The following is a 19,772-nucleotide window of genomic DNA, read 5'->3' on the forward strand; positions in this document are numbered from 1 at the left end:
GTTCCGGCGCTACGCCCTTCGGGCCGCGGCCGGGATGTCGGGTCGTCCCAGCCCTCAGTCGGCCTTGACGCCGATCTCGGTGATCACGCCGCTCCACTTGGCGGCGTCGGCCTCGATATAGGCCTTGAATTCCGCCGGCGAGGCGCTCGACACCGCGATGACGCCGGACTCCGCCATGCGGGCGCGGATCTTCTCGTCCTTCATGGTCTCGACGATCGCCTTGTGCAGCTTGTCGATGATCGGCTGCGGCGTGCCGGCGGGCACGAGGATGCCCTGCCACGACGAGGAGACGCTCTTGGGGTAGCCCTGCTCGGTCATGGTCGGCACGTCGGGCAGTTGCGCGACGCGCTCCTTGGTGGAGACGCCGAGCGCCTTCAGCCGGCCGCCCTTCACATGGTTGATGCCGGACGAGATGGTGACGAACATCAGGCTGACATGGCCGCCCATCACGTCGGCGGTGGCCGGGCCGGCGCCGCCCTTGTAGGGTACATGCACCATGTCGAGGCCGGCCTCGCGGCGGAAGGATTCCATCTCCAGCCGGTTGACGCTGCCGGTGCCGGGCGAGGCGAAGTTCACTTCGCCGGGCCGCGCCTTCACATACTCGACCAGCTCTTTCACATTGTTCGGCGGGAAGGCCGGGTTGGCGATCAGCAGGCCGGGGGTGTCGGCGACGATGGACACCGGGACGAAGTCCTGCAGCGGCTTCACCCGCAGGCTGGCGAAGATGTACGGGTTGATCGAGACCGTGCCGACATTGCCGAGGAACAGCGTGTAGCCATCCGGCTTGGCACGGGCGGCGAGGTCCATGCCGACATTGCCGGCCGCGCCGTCGCGGTTCTCGATGACGATCTGCTGGCCCAGCAGTTCCGAGAGTCTGGGCTGCAGCAGCCGGGCGGCGAAGTCGGAGGCACCGCCGGGCGCGAACGGCACGATGATGGTGATCGGCTGGTTCGGGTAGTCGGACTGTGCTCGCGCGGACGATGCGGCCAGGATTCCGGCGGCAAGCAAGGCGACGGCTCCGGCGAAGCGGCGGGCCGCAAGTCGAGTGGCGATCATCGTTCCCTCCCAGGAAGCCGGCGCCGCCTCGTTTTTGGTGCTGGCGCCGTTCTTTTGCGTTGGCATGCACTCAGGCCATGGCCGCCTCGCGCATCATGTCCCGCTCCTCTTCCACGTCGAGCGGCAGGGAGACGGGACGTTTGAGCTTGGCGGAAAGATCGAGCGCCTTGGTCAGCATCAGCCGGTTATGCGCCTCGGCGGCGGTGGCATGCTGGGTCGGCACGCCCATTGCGAGACGGTTGAGCCAGGATTCGGTCTCGGTGCGCATCGGCCCGCGCAATTCGCCCAGCGCCATGTCGCCGGGCGGGTAGGAGCCGAGAAAATCCACCAGCCGGCTCTGGTCCGGCAGATAGCCCTCGCCCTGCGGGGCGGAGACGGCGAGCACCATGTCGCGGTGGGTGTCGTCGATGGTGAGCACGCCGGTGGTGCCGACAATGCCGACCTCCAGGCTGTAGACCGCGCCCGGCCAGGTGACCGGCAGCGCCCACGAGATGTTGAGGTGGTAGATCGAGCTGTCGCTCATCATGATCATGCCGGCGGTGCCGTCGATGCCGCCATAATCCGGGCCGAGCACCTTGTCGACCGAGCGGGCATAGACCTCGACCGGGGTCTTGGCCTCCAGGTACCACATGACGATATCGAGCGCGTGGGTACCGGAGATCACCATCGGCGAGATGGTCTCCGGGGCGTCTGAGCGGCGATAATTGTCGATCGCCACCAGCCGGTTCATGAACGCGCGGGAGGTGACCATGGTCACGTCGCCGAGCGCGCCGGTGCGCACCTTTTCCTTGGCGGCGAGCCAGCGGCGGCGGAAACGCTGGGTGTAGCCGACCACGGCGTCGACGCCGGCCGTTTCGATTTCACGCAGCACACGCGCGGAATCGCCGAGATGGGTCGCCAGCGGCTTCTCGATCATCAGCGGCACCTGCCGCTCCAGCGCCGCCAGGATCGGGCCGACATGCAGATGCTCGTCGGTGGCGACGATCACTGCGGTGACCTCCGGCCGCTTGAGCAGTTCGCGGTAGTCGGCGGTGATGAAGTCGGCCCCGATCTCGGCGCCGATGCGCTGGCCACGCTCGGGATTGATTTCGGCGAGACCGATCCATTCGACCGCCGGATGGCGGGCGGCTACCGCGCCACGGAACAGGCCGACCCGGCCGGCGCCGATGATGGCAAGGCCGATGCCTTTGGGAGACCGGCGCATCACCGTTTTCCCCTCTCGCCGGCACCCGCGCCGACCCCTGCGATAGCGATGCGCCTCATCTGAGCTTCTTCCCGCTTTTGCCTGATTGTTGGAACCGAGCGGACCATGCGGGATAAGGGCGCGCAAATGCTGTTTCACCATCGGGGCATACTGTGCCGGTATGGCTTGCGGCCGGACGCGGCGCGGCGATCCGCGGGCTTTCAGCCATCCGCCGGCGCCCCCACCTGCGCGCCGATCTCACGCGAAGACCCGCGTGCCGGCGGCCTCCCAGGTCGATCGGGCAGGGACCCTGCCTGGCGCGGAGCCAACGCGGGACTGCATGTCCGTCTCGCCTGGCATCATATGGACAATTAAGTTGACCATTCGTCAGCCAAGGCTTGACAGAAAAAGACGGTGCAAATCTAATCGCCTTAATGTCCGGACATTTGGCGCAAATCGGACGCTGTATCTGAAGGGTGAGGCAATGCGGCAGGTCGAAGTGGCGGTGATCGGAACCGGCTGGTGTGGCGGCATCCGCGCCGAGACCCTTTCGCGCTCGGCGCTGGTCGACAAGCTGCACATCTGCGACATCCGGCCGGAGCGGCTGGAGGAGGTCCGCGCGCTCACCAGCCCCGCCAGCGCCACGCTCGACTACCGGGACATCGTCGCCAACGAGGCGATCGAGGTGGTCTACATCTCGACCACGCCCGAACAGACCCATTTCCCCATCGCCCGCGATTGCCTTGCCGCCGGCAAGCATGTGCTGCTGGAGAAGCCGATCGCGCTGGAACTGTGGGAGGCCGACGAACTCATCGAGCTTGCGCGGCGCAACGAGGTGAAGTTCACCATCGGCTATTCCCAGCGCTTCAACCCGAAGATCGCCTTCGCCAAGAAGAAGATCGCCGACGGCACGCTCGGCCGCGTGGTCAGCGTCATGGTCAGCCGGCATCTGTCGCGCAGCCTCGGGAAGAAGATCGCCTCCCGGGTCAAGCTCTCGCCGGCGGTGATGGAATCCACCCACGACCTCGATTTCGTGTTCTGGCTGCTGGAGCCGGCCCGGCCGGCACGGGTCTATTCGCAGGGCGCCTATGGCTACATGCAGGAGGTCAACGGCTCCTATGACTGCATGTGGACCACCGTGACCATGGACAATGGCATGCTGGTGGTGATCGGCGGCAGTTGGAACCTGCCGCCCGCCTACCCCAATTATTGCGGCACCTGGATCGAGATCACCGGCACCGAGGGCGCGCTGATCCTCGACGACACCCACCGCGACAACTGGCTCAGCACGGTGCGCGAAGGCACCCATTTCCCGATGTCCACCATGCCGGGCGAGCAGGTCGATCATGTCTTCGCCGGCCAGATGGGCCCCGAGACCCTCCACTTCCTCGAAGCCGTGCTGCGCCGGGGGGCGGTGATGGTGGCGCCCGAGCATGCCCGGATGGTGATGCAGGCCTATACCGCGGCCGACCTTTCGGCGGAAATCAACGAGCCGGTGGAACTGCCGCTCTCCAACCGCTCGATTGCGACCATCAACGATCTCAAGGGCGCCGCGGCGCTGGCGGGCTGAAGCGGCGCCGAACGGCTGCCGGGCGCGATTGACGCGCTGGAACCGGCCGCCTAGGCACGATGGGCCGCATAGGGATTGTCCGCCTAGCGAGGGGCCGATGACGCAAGCAAAGCCGGGCGAGGGGAGATCGGCGCGCGCATACGCCGGTCAGGGCGCGCGCTATCTGGAGATCGAGGCGGAACTGCAACGGGAGATCGAGAGCGGCGTCTACACGCTCGGCTCCCATCTGCCGACCGAGCACGCATTGTGTGCGCGCTTCGCCGTCTCGCGCTTCACCGTCCGCCAGGCGCTGACGGGCCTGCGCGAAAAGGGCCTGATCCATGCCCGGCCCGGCGTCGGGACCATCGTGATCGCCAGCAACCGGCGCGACGCCTTCGTCCAGACGCTCAGTTCGATGGAGGAACTGCTTCAATATCCCGCCGAGACCTATCGCCAGCAGGTCGCGGTCGAGCCGATCCGCGCCTCGCCGGAACTGGCGGTGATGCTCAAATGCAAGGCCGGCCAGGAATGGGTCCGGCTGAAGGCGCTGCGGCTGACCCGCACGTCAAGCGCACCGATCGCCTGGCTCGACATCTATATTGCGCCGGCTTTCGCCCGCGTGCTGGACCTGCCGAACCCGGGGGCGGCTCCCGTGGTGCGGCAGATCGAGGAGAGCCTGGGCTTCCGTGCCGCCCACGCGCAGATCGAGATCTTCGTCGGCCATGTCAGCGCCGAGCTCGCCGGCCCGCTGGTGGCGCAGGAGAACGACCCGGCGCTGATCATCATCCGGCGCTACCGGGGGCCGGACGGGGCGATCTTCCTGGTGACCTATTCGGTGCATCCCGAGAACCGCTTCACGCTCAACATCGAGTTCGAGCGCCGCTGAAGCATGGTCGAGCCGTCGCCGGCGCGGCCACGGTCACCGGCTGGCCAGCGAGCGCCGGAACCCGAGAATGATCGTCGCGGCGGCAAGCACGAGCAGGCCGATCGTGATTGGCCGGGTGAGGATGAAGCTGAGATCGCCGCCATGGATGACCATGGCGCGGTTGAGGTTGGCCTCGATGATCGGCTCCATCACGAAGGCGAGCACGATCGGTATGACCGGGATGCGGATCTTCTCGAACCAGTAGGCCAGCGCGCCGAGCAGCAGGGCCATGACCACATGGGCCGAGTAGTTCTGGTAGGAATAGGTGCCGATGATCAGCAGCATCAGCACGAAGGGCGCCAGGATATAACGGGGAATGCGGGCGATCTGCGCGAAGACCCGGACGCCGGCGGCACCCACCACCAGCATCAGCAGCGCCGAAGCGATGAGCCCGAGAAACACCGCCATCACCAGCGGGCTGTCCTGGGTGAACAGCAGCGGGCCGGGCACCACGCCCTTGCTGATCAGCAGCCCGAGCAGGATGGCGATGGCACCGGACCCCGGGACGCCGAGCGCGAGCGAGGGGATGAGCGAGCCGGCGACCACGGCGTTGTTGGCGGTTTCCGGCGCGGCGACGCCCTCGTCGATGCCGGTGCCGAACTTTTCCGGGTGCTTCGAGTGGCGCTTCTCCTCGCTATAGGCGAGCAGCGACGACACCGTGGCGCCGGGGCCGGGAATGGCGCCGACCGCGGTGCCGATCAGCGTGCTGCGGATCATCGTCGGGGTCAGTCGCCGCATGACCTTCCAGCCGACATGATTGGCTTCCTTCTCGCCGCCGCTGAGCTTCGCCAGTTCGGGGTCCGCCCCCTTGCGGGCCAGCATCAGGTCGAACGCCTCGGGCATCGCCATCACGCCGATGATCACCACCAGCAGCGGCACGCCATCGAGCAGGGCCGCCTGGCCGAAGGTGAAGCGCAGCCCGCTGAAGCCGGAACTGCCGACGGTGGCCAGGAACAGGCCGACGCCGGTGGCGATGAAGCCTTTCACCGGGTTCTCGCCGAAGAAGCTGCCGATGATGGACAGGCCGAACACACCGACGGCGAACATCTCGCTGGGGCCGAACTGAAGCCCGATCCAGGCCAGGCTCGACGCCGCGAACAGGAAGATGAAGCTGCTGGCGATGCTGCCGACGACACCGGTATAGAGCGAGATCTTGAGCGCCCGGCCGGCCTTGCCCTGCTGCGCCATGGGATAGCCGTCGAGCACGGTGATCGCCGCCGCCGTGGTGCCGGGCGTCCGGATCAGTATCGCCGGTATCGAGCCGCCATATTCCGCCGCCGCGTAGATGGCGATGAAGAACAGCGTGCCCGCCTCGGGCGTCATGGAGAAGGTAAAGGGAAACATGAGCGCCAGCGCCTGCGCGGCACCGAAGCCGGGCAGGGCGCCCAGTATGGTGCCGACCACAATGCCAACCAGCATGATCAGCAGGTTCTCCGGTGTCAGGATCAGATGCAGCGCCGGAATAAAGTTATCGAACAGAACACCCATTACCGTTCTCTCAGAAATTAAGGTAAGCAGGAAGAAAAGCGAGCGGCAGGGAGACGTTCAAAAGCAGAACGAAGACAACATAGCAGAAAATGGTGGTAAGGGCGGCCACGCCGAACACCCATGGGAGGTTCGGCAGCCGGGGATACAACAAGACCACAAAAATAAGAAAGCAGGTCAGCTCGAAGCCGACCAGGTCGATGCCGTAGACGAGGGCCAGGATCGCGGCGGCGGTCACGAGGCAATCGCGGTACTCGAACTCGAAACGCCCGGGGTCGGCGGCCAGCGGGTCGAGATCGTGGTTCGGCGCCGGGTTCCGGAACAGCAGCCCGCCCAGCCAGATCGCGGTGAAGACGCCGGAATAGATCAGGATCAGCCGCGGCATGAAAGCGGCGCCGGGATAGCCGCGCATCGGCGAGGGGGCGAAAGTGTAGGTGTGGACGTAAAGGAAGACGATGGCGGCGAGCAGCGCCAGCGCCGTGACGATTTCTGCCGTGCGTCTGCGAATCTCGATCATGCCAAATGCCCTTCCTCCGGCACCCGTCTTCAGCGGCCTGCGGCCCCCGCGGGACATGCGTGTCCGGCGCGGGCCGCAGGGGAATGGGGAGAGATCAGAGGATGCCGTTCGCCTGCATGAAGGCGCGATAGTCCTTCAACTCCGCGTCGAACGACTTCTTCAGCTTGGCCTCGTCCGCCTCGAAGGCCTTTTCGACATGCGGGCTGTTCTTCAGATACTCGGCATATTCGGGACCGTTGACGACCTTGGCGAACGCCTCGCGCAGCTTGGCCTTCACCTCCGGCGGCGTGCCCTTCTTGACGAAGATCCCCTGCCACTGGTGGGAGATCGGGTAGACGTAGCCCAGTTCGGTGATCGTGGGCACGTCGGGGAAGGCGGGCGAGCGGTCCTCGCTGAGGATCACCAGCGCCCGCAGCTTGCCGGACTGCACATGCGGCTGGATCTGGCCGATCGAACCGAGGGCGACCGGCACGTGGTGGCCCAGCAGGTCGCGAATGGCGTCGCCGGAGCCTTCATAGGGAATGTGGACGACCTCCGCCCCGGCCGCCTTGAACGCCGAGATGACGTGCTTGTGGTGGATCGAGCCGATCTTGTTGCCGGCCACCGCGATGGTGCCGGGCTTCAGCTTGGCGGCGGTGACGACATCCTGGAAGGTCTTGAACGGGCTGTCCGACTGGGTGGCCAGCGCGTAGACGAATTTCTCCACCTTCACCAGGAACTCGAAATCGTCCGGCTTGGCGGTGAAGGTCGGCAGGTTCATGTAGCCGCTCCAGCTCGCATTGGCATGGAGCAGCGTGTAGCCATCGGCGGGCCGTTGCTGGACATAGACGGCGGCCTCGTTGCCCGAGCCGCCGCCCTTGTAGTTCACGTTCACCGGCTTGCCCAATATGTCGGGCTTCGCCAGCACCTGCGCCATGAGCTGGCACCACTGCGCCGCCGTGGAACCGGGCGAGGTGGAACAGACGAGTTCGATCGGCTTGGTCGGGTAGGCGGTCTCCGCCTGCGCGGAAGGCAGCATCCCGAGCGATACGGCGGCGGCAAAAAGGCCGGCGGCAAGTTTCATCATCTGGCGTTCCTCCTAAGCGTTGTCGGCGGCGCCGTTTCTTGGGGCGCTCACCGATCCGTTCCGCGCTTGTGCGCGTGAACGTCGGCGGGTTCGATGAAGCTCAGTCCTCGTTCTTCGGGGCGAAACCCTCGTCGTAATGCGGGCCGGACATGGTGCCGTCCGCCGCCTTGCCGACGATGCCGTGCGACAGGTCCTTGGCGACGAAGAACACCACGTCCTCGTCCGGCAGCGCCACCGTGGCGTGGATCTTGTTGGCGGGAAAATAGAGAAGGGTGCCGGGACCGACGATGCGCTCCTCCTGTCCCTCGATATAGACGCGCAGCTTGCCCTTGATCACATAGTTCCACTGCTCGTTGGGGTGCGAGTGCGGCCGCGCGCCGGTGCCCCGCGCCTTGTTCATCAGGCCGATCTGCATGCGCTCGCCTTCCACCACCGGCCCGAAGGCGGTGGAGTAGCCGGTGCCGGCGTCCAGACCGGCGAGTTCGGCCAGCTGGAAAATGTATTCCCCGTCGCCGGCCTTGACGGCGCCGGCATTCCTGGTGGCGGCCGGCTTGTTCTCGGTCTGCGTCGACATCGGCTTTTCTCCCTGGCAGGCATTTGTTGAATTTCCGGACATCTGGCCCGTGGCCGGCGGGCATTCGCTTTTGTCCAGCACGCGGAATCGGCGCCCCTGCGGAGGACCGCACGCCCGGTGAACGGGCGCGTCGCCATTCTCGGACCCGATGTATCTCAATTCCAAGAATGTTCGAACATTCGTGGCGATGTCAATGCGGATAGCCGGATGTCGGACATATTTGTCTGGACAATATGGTTGTCCCACGGCTCCCTTAGCGGCAGCCGGCCCCCACGCCGCGTGCCCGCCCGATACCCCCCGGCCTGCCGCTGCACGCAAACACCGGTCCCTGCCCACCCCCCGCTCCTACTGGGCCGTCCAGCCGCCATCGACGCGCAGGCTGTCGCCGGTGATGAAACGGGCAGCCGGCGACGCCAGGAAGACGATGGCGTGGGCGATATCGCAGGGCTCCGGCAGGGCCTTCATCGGCACCATGCCGTAGACGAAGTCCCTGAACGCGGGATCGGCGAACATGCCCTCCGTCATGGGCGTGACGACGAAGGTCGGCGCGACCGAGACCACCCTTATGCCGGAAGGTGCAAGCTCCACCGCCATGGCCCGGGTCAGCCCCTCCACCGCGTGCTTGGTCATGCAGTAGACCGTCCGCCGGGGCGAGCCGACATGACCCATCTGCGACGACATGTTGATGATGACGCCGCCCGCGCGCATGGCGCGGGTCGCCGCGCGGGCCACCTGGTAGACCGAGCGGATATTCAGGTCGATCATCCAGTCGAGGGTGTCGTCGTCGACATCGACCATCATCTTCGGGCGATTGCCGCCGGCATTGTTGACCAGAATGTCGAGCCGGGGCATCGCCTCGATCTGCCGGTGAAACGCCGGGTCGCGCACATCGGCGACCAGCGGCGTCACCCGGCCCTGCGCCTCGGCGGCAAGGCTTTCCAGATCGTCCCGCGTCCGTGCCACGGCGACGACCTCGGCGCCCGCCTCGCCCAGCGCGCGGGCCGCGGCGCGGCCGATGCCGCGCCCGGCGCCGGTCACCAGTGCGATCTGGCCGTCAAGCGGAAGGGCCATCAGCGCTCCTCGACATCGGCGGCGAGCCCGGCGGCCGCCACGCCGGCGACGGCGCAGGTCTCGTCGACATCCGAGGTGTCGCCGCTGACCCCGACCGCGCCGATGATGCGCCCATGATCGTCCTTGACCAGCACGCCGCCCGGCACCGGTACCATCCGCCCGTCCGTGGCGGCGGCGAGGGCGGTGAAGAACCCGCCGAACTTGGCCGCCCGCGCCGCCAGCCCGCGGCTGGAGATGCCCATGCCGAGCGCGCCCCAGGCCTTGCCGAAGGCGATCTCGAAGCGGGCGATGCCGCTGCCGTCCTCGCGCAGCGCCGCCTTGATGTGGCCGCCGGCATCGAGCACGACGACGGTCAGCGGCTGGGCGCCGGAGCCGCGTGCCGTCTCGAGCGTGACGGTCGCGATGGTGCTGGCCTGCGCCAGTGTCAGGTCGGTCATTGGCTCACACCTCCTTCGGCGTCGTCATGCCCCGCAGCACGGCGAACAGCGAGGCCGTGTCCTGCTTGCCCCGCCCTTCCGCCAGCGCGGCGAAATAGAACGGCAGCGAGGCCGCCATCAGCGGCGTCGGGCTGCGCATGTCGCGGGCGAAGTCGATGATGAGTTCGAGATCCTTGACATAGATATCGTGCTTCATCGTCGCCGGCTCGTAACGGCCTTCGATCATCAGCGGGGCGCGCACCTCGAACATGCGCGAATTGCCGGCGCCCGAGCGGATGGCGTCGAACACCATGTCGAGGTCCAGCCCCGCGCGCTCGGCCAGCAGCAGCGCCTCGGCGGTGGACAGGTTGTGGATCGTGACCAGCAGGTTGGCGATGTATTTGAGCTTCATGCCGGTGCCGAACGCGCCGACATAGCGGGTGTCGCGGGCAAAGCCGGCGAAGGCCCGTTCGACCTTGCGGAAGGCCGCCTCGTCGCCGCTGGCATAGACGGCGAGATCGCGCGCGGCGGCCTGCGCGCCGGTGCCGCTGACCGGGCAGTCCAGCACCTTGACGTCGACGGCGGCGAGCGCAGTGCGGCAGGCTTCCTTCGCCTCCAGCGGCAGGGTGCCCATTTCGCACACCACCGAGCCGGGCCGGGCGCTCTCGACCAGCGCGCCGGTCACAGCCTGCAGCGCCTTCACCGAAGGCAGCGCCAGCAGAACGATGTCGGCTGCCCGCGCCACCTCTTCCGGCGTCGCGGCGACGGTGCCGCCCGCCGCCGCGAGGTCGTCGAGCGCGCCCTGGGCGACATCGGTGCCCACGACCGTGAAGCCGGCGTCGATCAGGTTTTGCGCGTAGGCCGAACCCATAATGCCGAGCCCGATGATGCCGACGGCCGACCCCGCGCTCGCATCCTTGTCCGTCATCGTGCTCGCTCCTGATTGGGTGTGTGGGTGAGGAAACCGGCGATCGCGGCGTTGAAGCCGGCAGCATCCTCCATATTGGCGATGTGCGCGACGCCCGGCAGCATTTCGAGCCGCGCGCCGGGAGTCGCGGCGGCCATGGCGCGCATCGCGTCGGGCGGCGCGCCCGTGTCCTCCGCCCCGACGATGTAGAGCGTGTCGATCTTCATCGCCGGCAGGCGGCGCAGATAATCGAGGCCCTTGAGCGCGTGCGCGCAGCCGACATAGCCCGCCGCCGAGGTGCCGAGCACCATGCGCGCGGCGCGCTCGGCCAGGTCGGGCCGGCGCGCGCGGCTGGCGGCGGTGAACCAGCGCTCCATGGTGCCGCCGAGCACGGCCTGCATGCCGTCGGCGGTGACGGCGGCGATGCGCTGGTTCCAGCCCTCGACGAAGGGCGGCGGCGCATCGGCGCGGGCATCGGCGCAGATCAGCCGGCCGACGCGCGCCGGATGCTCCAGCCCGAGGCCGAGCGCGGTCATGCCGCCGAGCGACAGGCCGAGAATGTCGGCCCGCTCGACGCCGAGATGGTCCATCACCGCCACCATGTCGCCGACCAGCATGTCGAAGCTGTAGGCGCCGGGCGGCGCGCTGCTTCCGCCATGGCCACGCGTGTCGTAGCGCAGCACGCGGTGGGTGCGGGTGAGCGTCGCCATCTGGTCGTCCCACATGGTGAGATCGGCGGCGAGCGAATTGGACAGGACGATCCAGGGGAGGGTCTCCGCCCCGTCGACATGCACATTGAGTTCGGCGTCGCCGGAAGTGACCGTGATCTGCATGTCTCCCGCCTGGCTGCTGTTGCGGCGATGAAGAGCGCGCCCTCGCGTGTCGCCCGGGACATCGGAGGGGCGGATCTTCGTCGCCGGCACGTCGCGAACGGAACCATTCGCGGCGAAACGCTAGCCACGCGCCAAAATCAAACGAAACGATAAAAACTAATCTTTGCCATCATGAAAGATGATGGCGCCCGCTGAGCGTCGGCTGTAGCGCGGCAATGCCCGACCCGGTCGCAGGCGCGCGAGGCGTCGCTGTAATGGTTTGATTTAACGTCATTTTATCAGCGAAGGGCCGGCCCTGACCGGTCCGATGGCGCTGATTTGGTCGGTCCGCCGGTGATCCGATTGACAAGCCGCAAAACCTCGTAAATATTTATCAACTGATAAACAACTCGTCGTTCAAGACGGGGCGGCGGCCGGAAAAGGCTGCCATGGGAGAGACGCCAGTGAACACCGCTCCGTTCGCCCTTGCGCGATCCGGATCGGCCGTGCCGGACGCGAAAGCGGCCCCGCCGGCGGATCGGGCCGTCCAACGATCGGCCCGATCCGGCACCGGCCGCGCGGCTCTTCCCACCGTTCCTCACCGCATCCCGCCCCGGCATCGGCGCCGGCGATGTGGCGCGGCTGTCAATCGAAAACGCGGAAAGAGCCCATGGATATCAAGGTCGGAAAAGCTGCCATCGCCGAAGCCTCCAAGGCGCTGTCCAATTGGGGACGCTGGGGCAAGGACGACCATAGCGGCACCCTCAATCACGTCACGCCGCAGCACATCGTCGAGGCGGCCGCGCTCATCAAGACCGGCAGGGTGTTCGCGCTCGGCATCCCGCTCGACCGCGACGGCCCGCAGAACGGCCTGTTCGGCGGCCGCTTCAACCCGATCCACCAGATGCTCGCCACCGGCACCGACGCCGTCGCCGGCCAGCAGGACTGGAACAATATCCGCTACGCCGACGACACGCTCAATCTCTGCGTCCAGGGCGCCACGCACTGGGACGCGCTCGGCCACATCTTCTACGAGGACTCGGCCTATAATGGCCACGACGCCAAGCTGATCGACTCGCGCGGGCTCAGCGTGCTCGGCATCGAGCATTCCAAGTCGAAGATGAACGGGCGCGGCGTGCTGCTCGACATCGCCCGGCATCGCGGCGTCGACTGGCTGCAGGACGGCGAGGCCATCTCCAATGACGAGCTCGACGCCTGCGCCAGGGCGCAGGGCGTGGAGATCCGCCGCGCCGATTTCGTCATCATCCGCACCGGCCAGATGGAACGCTGCCTGAAGGAAGGCGCCTGGGGCGGCTATGCCGGCGGCGACGCGCCGGGCGTGAAGTTCGAGAACTGCTACTGGTGCCAGGAGAAGGAGATCGCCGCGATCTGCTCCGACACCTGGGGCGTCGAGGTGCGGCCGAACGAGACCACCGAGGCCAACCAGCCCTGGCACTGGGTCGTCATCCCCGCCATGGGCCTGTGCATGGGCGAGATCTTCTACGTCAAGGAACTCGCCGAGGACTGCGCGCGGGACGGCGTCTACGAGTTCTTCTTCTGCGGCCCGCCGCTGATCATCACCGGCGGCACCGGCTCGCCGATCAATCCGCAGGCGATCAAGTAACTCCGAAGCTCGATATGGCGGCCTCGCGCCGCCATCCTTCCTGTCCATCGCCGCGGAGAAAAACCATGGCTGCCGCACGCAAGGTCATCGTCACCTGCGCCTGCACGGGCGCGATCCACACCCCGTCCATGTCGCCGCATCTGCCGGTGACGCCGGACGAGATCATCGCCGATGCGCTCGGCGCCGCCGAGGCGGGCGCCGCCATCCTGCACCTGCACGCCCGCAACCCGGACACCGGCAAGCCGGACCAGACGCCGGAAGCGTTCGGGCGGTTCCTGCCGCAGCTCAAGCAACAGACCGATGCCGCCATCAACATCACCACCGGCGGCAGCCCCTATATGAAGGTGGAGGAGCGCGTGCTGCCGGCCGCCCACTTCAAGCCGGAAGTCGCCTCGCTCAATATGGGCTCGATCAATTTCGGCCTCTACCACCTGCTCGACCGCTACAAGGAGTTCAGGTTCGACTGGGAGCGCCAGCATCTGGAAGCCACCCGCGACCTGGTGTTCCGCAACTCGTTCAAGGACATCGAGTACATACTCGAGACTTGCTACGACAATGGCACGCGCTTCGAGTTCGAGTGCTACGACATCGCCCATCTCTACAATCTCAAGCACTTCCTCGACCGTGGCCTGGTGAAGCCGCCGCTGTTCGTGCAGTCGGTGTTCGGCATTCTCGGCGGCATCGGCACCCACCCGGAAGACATCATCCACATGAAGCGCACGGCCGACCGGCTGTTCGGCGACCAGTATCGCTGGTCGGTGCTCGGCGCCGGCGCCTCGCAGATGCGGATCGCTGCCATGGCGGCCTCGATGGGCGCCAATGTGCGCGTGGGACTGGAGGATTCGCTCTGGCTCGGCCCCGGCCAGCTCGCCACGTCGAGCGCCGACCAGGTGCGCAAGGCGCGCCAGATACTGGAAGGCATGGGGCTGGAACTGGCGACCCCGGACGAAGCGCGCGAGATCCTGCACCTCAAAGGTGCCGACAAGGTCGCTTTCTGAAGGCCGCGATTTCAAGGACAAACGCGATGATCAGGGCCGCAATCATAGGCATGGGCCGTTGGGGCAGGACCCTGGTCGGCTCGGTGCAGGGCAAGAGCGACACCATCACCTTCACCGCCGGCGCCACCCGCACCCGCGCGGCGGCGGCCGACTATGCGTCCGGGCTCGGCATCGACCTCAGGGACAGCTATGAGGCGGTGCTGGCCGACCGCTCGATCGACGCCGTGGTGCTGGCGACGCCCCATCTCGACCATGCAAGGCAGGTCGCGATGGCGGCGCAGGCCGGCAAGCATGTCTTCGTCGAGAAGCCGTTCACCATGAGCCGGGCCAGCGCGGTCGCGGCGGTCGCGGCGGCGCGCGACGCCGGCATCACGCTCGGCCTCGGCCACAACCGGCGCTTCCACCCCAACATGGCGCGGCTGCGCGACATGGTGCGGCGGGGCGAACTCGGCACCGTGCTGCATTGCGATGGCCTGATGAGCGCGCCCAGCGGGCTGTTCCTTCCCAAGGGCGTCTGGCGCACCGATCCCGAGCAGTCGCCGGCCGGCGGCATGACCGGGCTGGGCGTCCACATCGTCGATAGCATGATCGACCTGTTCGGCGAGATCGAGGCGGTGGCCTGCCAGAGCGTCCACCGCGCCGCGCCCTCCCGCCTGTCCGACACCACCTCCGTGCTACTGCGCTTCGCGCAAGGCGGGACCGGCTCGCTGCTCGCCATGACCGCCACGGCGCCGGCCTATCGCTTCGCCGTCCATGGTTCCAAAGGGTGGGCCGAGATCACCTCGCCCTCGCTGGCGCATTTCGCCTTCCATCCCGCGCCCGATGCGCCCAACGCGGCAGCGCGGCCGCCCGTGACGCAGGAGGTCGAGAACGCCGACACCGTCCGTGCCGAGCTCGAATCGTTCGCGCAGGCGGCGGAAGGCGGCATGCCCTTTCCCATCCCCCACGACCAGATGATCCATGGCGTCGCCGTGCTGGAAGCCATCGTCGAAGCGGCGGGGCTGGATCGTTTCGTCACGGTGAACCGAGGTTGAACCCATGAGCGAAACCACGCGAAACCCCGTCATGATCGTCACCGGCGGCTCCAAGGGCATCGGCGCCGCCATCTCCCGGGCAGCCGGCGCGGCCGGCTACCGGGTCGCCCTCACTTACAAACATGACGCGGAGGGCGCCGAGGCGGTCGGGCGGGACATCGAGCGCGCCGGCGGAAAGGCGCTGGTGGTCAAGGCCGATGTCGCCGTCGAGGCCGATATCGTGGCGCTGTTCCAGGCCGTGGATTCCGCCTTCGGCGCTCCCGATGTGCTGGTGAACAATGCCGGCGGCGTCGGCCGTCTCGGCCGGGTCGAGGCGATCGAGGCCGCCATGCTGGCCGAATTGCTGGCGATCAACGTCACCGGCACTTTCCTGTGCTGCCGCGAAGCGGTGCGGCGCATGTCGACCCGATCGGGCGGGCGCGGCGGGGTGATCGTCAACCTGTCGTCCCTCGCCGCCACCCTCGGCGGTGCCGGCGAATGGGTGCACTACGCCGCTACCAAGGGCGCTATCGACAGCCTTACCATCGGGCTGGCCCGCGAGGTCGGGGCCGAGGGCATCCGCGTCGTCGCGGTCGCGCCCGGGCTGATCGAGACCGGGCTGCACGCCGCCGCCGGCGCCCCGGATCGGCTTTCCCGGCTGGGGCCGGGCGTGCCGCTGGGCCGGGCCGGAAAAGCCTCTGAAGTGGCGGCGGCGGTGATGTGGCTGGCCTCGCCGGCCGCCGCCTATATCACCGCCGCCATCGTCCCGGTTGGCGGCGGGCGCTGACGCGGAAGTGATCCGGCGGGTCCTGGCGCAAATACACTGGCAGACCACCGGATCCGCGACCCGCAACAACGCGAAAGCCTATCCGATCATCCAACTTCGTTGACATGATCGAAAATCTAGAGAATTATCTACCGATAAATAAGGGACCGGAACCGCAGCTCCAAAGAGCGCAAAACCGGAACGCCAGACGACCGACAGACCCTCCTGAGCGTCTGTGACAGGCGACCAGGGCGAGATATCGGACGTACCCAACAAAAGCATCGTGGCATCGACCGCGAGCAAGGGAGAATACGACCATGGCTATCAGAAAGGGCGCCCTGGCGCTCGCGACCGCGCTTGCCGCCGCGCTTCTCACCGTCGCCTCGCCGCACACCGCCAGCGCCGACCCGGTCAATATCCGCATCGGCTGGTCGACCATGCCGGGCCACCTCATCCCGGTGCTCTACAGCAAGCCCGACATCCTCAAGCATTACGGCAAGAGCTACACCGTCGAGCCGATCCGCTTCCGCGGCAGCTCCCCGCAGATCACCGCCATGGCGGCCAACGAGATCGACATGGCGGCGTTCGGGCCGCTGGTTCTGGCGCTGGCGGTCAACAATGCCCGCCTCGACGTCAAGGTGGTGGCCGACATCATCCAGGACGGCGTCGACGGCTACCACTCCGAGACCTTTCTGGTCCGCGCCGATTCCGGCATCGACAAGATCGAGGACATGAAGGGCAAGCGGATCGGCACCAACGCCATCGGCTCCGCCTCCGACACCGCCATCCGCGCCATGTTCCGCGCCAAGGGCATGAGGGACAAGCGCGACTTCACCATGGTGGAAGTCGCCTTCCCGAACATCCCGCCGATGATCGACGAGGGCAAGCTCGACCTCGGCACCGTGCTCCAGCCGATGTCGAAACAGTTGATCGCCAGCGGCAAGTACAAGGTGCTGTTCACCTCCAAGGACGCGATGGGCCCCTCGCAACTGGTCTTCCTCACCGCCAATGGCAAGTTCCTCGAGGCCAACCGCACCGCGCTGATGGACTTCTTCGAGGATCATGTGCGGGCGGTGCGCTGGTTCACCGACCCGAAGAACCGCACCGAGGCGGTGAAGATCATCGCCGACTTCATGCAGCAATCGCCCGACACGCTGACCCACCTCTTCACCAAGGAAGACTATTTCCGCGACCCGTTCATGATCCCCAACGTCAAGGCGATCCAGGAAAGCATCGACATCGCGGTGGAACTGGGCCTGTCGCCCACCGGCATCACCGTCGATCCCAACTACGTCGATCTGAGCTTCGTCGAGGAGGCCAAGCGCCGCATCGAGGCCGGCGCGCAATGAGGGCCGCGAGCGCGCAGAGGATGGAGGATGCCGCGACCGGCATCGCCATCCGGAATGTCTCGCACAGCTACGGCCCGGCGGGGCATGGGGTCCTGGCGCTGGACCGCATCAGCCTCGACATCGGCGATTGCGAGTTCCACTGCCTGCTCGGGCCATCCGGCTGCGGCAAGAGCACGCTGCTCTATCTGCTCGGCGGCTTCATCCCGGTGCAAAGCGGGCAGATCGTCACCCCCAAGGGGGTGGTGACCGGGCCGGGGCCGGACCGCAGCATCGTGTTCCAGAACTTCGCCCTGTTCCCGTGGAAGACGGTGCGCGACAACGTGCTGTACGGGCTCAAGAAGGCGGGTTTCGCCGCCGACGAGCGGGCCCGCCGGGCGCAGGAATACATCGATCTGGTGCATCTCACCGGCTTCGAGGATTCCTATCCCTCGCAGCTTTCCGGCGGCATGCAGCAGCGCGCCGCCATCGCCCGCACGCTGGCGGTCGATCCGCGCATCCTGCTGATGGACGAGCCGTTCGGCGCGCTCGACGCGCAGACGCGGCGGGTGATGCAGGAAGAGTTGCGGGCGATCTGGCGGCGCAGCCGCAAGACCGTGGTGTTCGTCACCCATGACGTGCAGGAGGCGGTGTTCCTCGCCGACCGGATCTCGATCATGAGCGCCCGTCCCGGCCGCATCGAGCACATCATCGACGTTGACCTGCCCAAGGATCGCGGCGAGGAAATCCTGGAGGACAGCCAGTTCATCCAGCTCAGCGAGCAGATATGGCGGCTGGTGCGCGAACAGGCCATCGCCGCGACGCGGGGGGCGCACTGATGGCGGCAACCGCTCCCGCGCCGATGCCGTCCGCCGGCTCCCCGCGCCTCTACCATCTCGCCGGCACGCTGCTGCGCTATGCGCCGGTAGCGGTGCTGTTCATCGTCTGGGACCTGCTCGGGCGCACCGGGCTGATCTCGCGGCAGATGCTGCCCGACCTGGCCGACATCTTCAGCGCCTTCACCACCATGCTGCTCAGTGGCGACCTGCTCTACAACTCCGCCCGCTCGATCAGCCGCGCGGCGACCGGGCTGGGCCTTGCCGTGGTGATCGGCATCGGCGCCGGCCTGCTGATGGCCTCGTTCCGTCCCGTGCGCCTGATCGTCAACCCGATCGTGCAACTGTTCTACCCGATGCCGAAATCGGCGCTGATCCCGGTGGTGATGATCTGGCTCGGCCTCGGCGACAGTTCCAAGATCCTGCTGATCTTCCTCGGCTGCCTGCTCCCCGTCGTCGTCGGTACCTATAATGGCGCCAAGGGCGTGAACCCCTTCCTGCTGTGGTCGGCCGCGAGCCTGGGCGCTTCGCGGGCGCAGGTGATGCGCGAGGTGGTGCTGCCGGCGGCGATGCCGGACATCCTCAATGGCTGCCGCACCGCGCTGGCCTTCTCGTTCATCCTGATGGTCTCGTCGGAATTCGTCATCGCCACCGACGGCGTCGGCTACATGATCTCCTCGCTCGGCGATGGCGGGCTGTATCCCGCCATGTTCGCCGCCATCTTCTTCGTTGCCGCCATCGGCTTCGCCGCCGACCGCCTCTATGCGGCGCTGGTGCGTCGGCTGCTGCGCTGGAGGGAGGCGTGATGACCATGTCCCATGTCGGACCCGCCACCAAGGGCGCTGCTCCCGCGCCGGCACCGCGCCGTCACATCGCCCCCCGCACGGTGGACACGCTGGTGCAGGTGTCGGTGATCGTCGCGCTGGCGGCGTTCTGGGAGTTCGGGGCCCGCTTCGGCGCGCTCAACCCGTTCCTTCTGCCGCCGCTCAGCACCGTTCTGGTGCGGTTGTGGACCGACCTCCTGTCGGGCGTCGTGCTGGTCGATCTGGGGCTGACGCTCTATCGCGCCCTCAGCGGCTTCCTCATCGCCGCGCTCATCGGCATCCCGCTCGGCATTGTGATGTCGCGCTCGAAGGCGGTGCGCTGGTTCTTCGACCCGCTGATTTCGGTCGGCTTCCCGATGCCGAAGATCGCCTTCCTGCCGATCTTCATCCTGTGGTTCGATATCTACGACACCTCGAAGATCATCATGGTGGCGTTCTCCTGCTTCTTCCCCATCGTGGCGGCGACCTATGCCGGCACCACGGCGCTGGACAAATGGCCGATCTGGTCGGCACGCTCGTTCGGCGCCAGGGAACACGAGATCCTGTGGGAGGTGCACCTGCCGATGGCGCTGCCGCAGATTCTCACCGGGCTGCAGGTGGCGCTGCCCGTCGGCATGATCACCACCGTGGTCACCGAGATGCTGATGGGCGGGCGCGGCATCGGCGGCGCGATGATCACCGCCGGACGCTTCGCCGATTCGGTCGGGGTGTTCGCCGGCATCGTCGAGGTGATCATTCTCGGCTTCGTCGTCGTCAAAAGCCTTGAATATCTGCGCGCCCGCCTGCTCATCTGGCATCCCGAGACCCGCCGCTGAGAGTGAGGAC

20 protein-coding genes are annotated in these 19,772 nt (G+C 67.1%); 10 read left to right on the forward strand and 10 right to left on the reverse strand.

Annotated elements, in window-relative coordinates; genetic code table 11:
* Positions 1 to 54: 54 nt before the first annotated feature.
* Positions 55 to 1,056 carry a Bug family tripartite tricarboxylate transporter substrate binding protein gene (locus KHC23_RS01245; RefSeq protein ID WP_213368527.1) on the reverse strand — a complete coding sequence of 334 codons (1,002 nt, stop codon included), beginning with the start codon at positions 1,054 to 1,056 and terminating at the stop codon, positions 55 to 57.
* Between the two features lie 70 nt (positions 1,057 to 1,126).
* Positions 1,127 to 2,260, reverse strand: a complete 1,134-nt coding sequence (locus KHC23_RS01250) for a Gfo/Idh/MocA family protein (RefSeq protein WP_246543961.1) — start codon at positions 2,258 to 2,260, stop codon at positions 1,127 to 1,129.
* A gap of 463 nt (positions 2,261 to 2,723) precedes the next feature.
* On the opposite strand from KHC23_RS01250, the gene KHC23_RS01255 reads away from it, so the two are divergent.
* Positions 2,724 to 3,809, forward strand: a complete 1,086-nt coding sequence (locus KHC23_RS01255; RefSeq protein WP_213368531.1) for a Gfo/Idh/MocA family protein — start codon at positions 2,724 to 2,726, stop codon at positions 3,807 to 3,809.
* A 97-nt stretch (positions 3,810 to 3,906) separates the two neighbouring features.
* A complete protein-coding gene (locus KHC23_RS01260; RefSeq protein ID WP_213368533.1) occupies positions 3,907 to 4,674 on the forward strand; it encodes a GntR family transcriptional regulator in 768 nt (255 codons plus the stop codon).
* Positions 4,675 to 4,707: 33 nt separating this feature from the next.
* Here KHC23_RS01260 and KHC23_RS01265 read toward each other — a convergent pair whose 3' ends face one another.
* The 8 genes from KHC23_RS01265 to KHC23_RS01300 all read right to left on the reverse strand — a co-directional run bounded on the left by KHC23_RS01265 (position 4,708) and on the right by KHC23_RS01300 (position 11,582).
* Positions 4,708 to 6,201, reverse strand: coding sequence for a tripartite tricarboxylate transporter permease (locus KHC23_RS01265; RefSeq protein ID WP_213368542.1), 1,494 nt, complete (start codon positions 6,199 to 6,201; stop codon positions 4,708 to 4,710).
* A gap of 10 nt (positions 6,202 to 6,211) precedes the next feature.
* On the reverse strand, positions 6,212 to 6,715 hold the full coding sequence (locus KHC23_RS01270) for a tripartite tricarboxylate transporter TctB family protein (RefSeq protein WP_213368544.1): 504 nt from the start codon (positions 6,713 to 6,715) through the stop codon (positions 6,212 to 6,214).
* 94 nt (positions 6,716 to 6,809) lie between these two features.
* Positions 6,810 to 7,781, reverse strand: a complete 972-nt coding sequence (locus KHC23_RS01275) for a Bug family tripartite tricarboxylate transporter substrate binding protein (RefSeq protein WP_213368545.1) — start codon at positions 7,779 to 7,781, stop codon at positions 6,810 to 6,812.
* A 100-nt stretch (positions 7,782 to 7,881) separates the two neighbouring features.
* Entirely contained in the window at positions 7,882 to 8,355 is a 474-nt protein-coding gene (locus KHC23_RS01280) for a cupin domain-containing protein (protein ID WP_213368553.1), read from the reverse strand.
* Positions 8,356 to 8,700: 345 nt separating this feature from the next.
* Complete coding sequence (locus KHC23_RS01285; RefSeq protein ID WP_213368554.1) at positions 8,701 to 9,426, reverse strand: SDR family NAD(P)-dependent oxidoreductase; 726 nt, start codon at positions 9,424 to 9,426, stop codon at positions 8,701 to 8,703.
* Positions 9,426 to 9,863, reverse strand: a complete 438-nt coding sequence (locus tag KHC23_RS01290) for a GlcG/HbpS family heme-binding protein (protein ID WP_213368562.1) — start codon at positions 9,861 to 9,863, stop codon at positions 9,426 to 9,428. Before KHC23_RS01290 ends, KHC23_RS01285 begins: the two co-directional genes overlap by 1 nt.
* A gap of 4 nt (positions 9,864 to 9,867) precedes the next feature.
* Positions 9,868 to 10,770, reverse strand: coding sequence for an NAD(P)-dependent oxidoreductase (locus KHC23_RS01295; RefSeq protein ID WP_213368564.1), 903 nt, complete (start codon positions 10,768 to 10,770; stop codon positions 9,868 to 9,870).
* A complete protein-coding gene (locus tag KHC23_RS01300; RefSeq protein ID WP_213368571.1) occupies positions 10,767 to 11,582 on the reverse strand; it encodes an alpha/beta fold hydrolase in 816 nt (271 codons plus the stop codon). Before KHC23_RS01300 ends, KHC23_RS01295 begins: the two co-directional genes overlap by 4 nt.
* A 649-nt stretch (positions 11,583 to 12,231) precedes the next feature.
* Between KHC23_RS01300 and KHC23_RS01305 the strand changes: the two genes are divergently transcribed.
* From KHC23_RS01305 to KHC23_RS01340, 8 genes are all read left to right on the forward strand, one after another.
* Positions 12,232 to 13,185 carry a cyclase family protein gene (locus KHC23_RS01305; protein WP_246543963.1) on the forward strand — a complete coding sequence of 318 codons (954 nt, stop codon included), beginning with the start codon at positions 12,232 to 12,234 and terminating at the stop codon, positions 13,183 to 13,185.
* Positions 13,186 to 13,250: 65 nt separating this feature from the next.
* Positions 13,251 to 14,183: a 3,5-dioxohexanoate:acetyl-CoA acetone transferase gene (gene kce, locus KHC23_RS01310; protein ID WP_213368573.1), complete on the forward strand. Its 933-nt coding sequence runs from the start codon at positions 13,251 to 13,253 to the stop codon at positions 14,181 to 14,183.
* A gap of 26 nt (positions 14,184 to 14,209) precedes the next feature.
* Positions 14,210 to 15,217: a Gfo/Idh/MocA family protein gene (locus KHC23_RS01315; RefSeq protein WP_213368575.1), complete on the forward strand. Its 1,008-nt coding sequence runs from the start codon at positions 14,210 to 14,212 to the stop codon at positions 15,215 to 15,217.
* 4 nt (positions 15,218 to 15,221) lie between these two features.
* Positions 15,222 to 15,983, forward strand: coding sequence for an SDR family oxidoreductase (locus tag KHC23_RS01320; protein ID WP_213368577.1), 762 nt, complete (start codon positions 15,222 to 15,224; stop codon positions 15,981 to 15,983).
* A 296-nt stretch (positions 15,984 to 16,279) separates the two neighbouring features.
* A complete protein-coding gene (locus KHC23_RS01325; RefSeq protein WP_213368579.1) occupies positions 16,280 to 17,311 on the forward strand; it encodes an ABC transporter substrate-binding protein in 1,032 nt (343 codons plus the stop codon).
* A 20-nt stretch (positions 17,312 to 17,331) separates the two neighbouring features.
* Positions 17,332 to 18,126 carry an ABC transporter ATP-binding protein gene (locus tag KHC23_RS01330; protein WP_213368581.1) on the forward strand — a complete coding sequence of 265 codons (795 nt, stop codon included), beginning with the start codon at positions 17,332 to 17,334 and terminating at the stop codon, positions 18,124 to 18,126.
* Entirely contained in the window at positions 18,126 to 18,929 is an 804-nt protein-coding gene (locus tag KHC23_RS01335; RefSeq protein WP_213368583.1) for an ABC transporter permease, read from the forward strand. Before KHC23_RS01330 ends, KHC23_RS01335 begins: the two co-directional genes overlap by 1 nt.
* Entirely contained in the window at positions 18,929 to 19,762 is an 834-nt protein-coding gene (locus KHC23_RS01340) for an ABC transporter permease (RefSeq protein WP_246544033.1), read from the forward strand. Before KHC23_RS01335 ends, KHC23_RS01340 begins: the two co-directional genes overlap by 1 nt.
* Positions 19,763 to 19,772 lie beyond the last annotated feature (10 nt).

The organism is Ancylobacter dichloromethanicus, assembly GCF_018390645.1.
In the GTDB taxonomy this organism is placed as follows: Bacteria; Pseudomonadota; Alphaproteobacteria; order Rhizobiales; family Xanthobacteraceae; genus Ancylobacter; species Ancylobacter dichloromethanicus.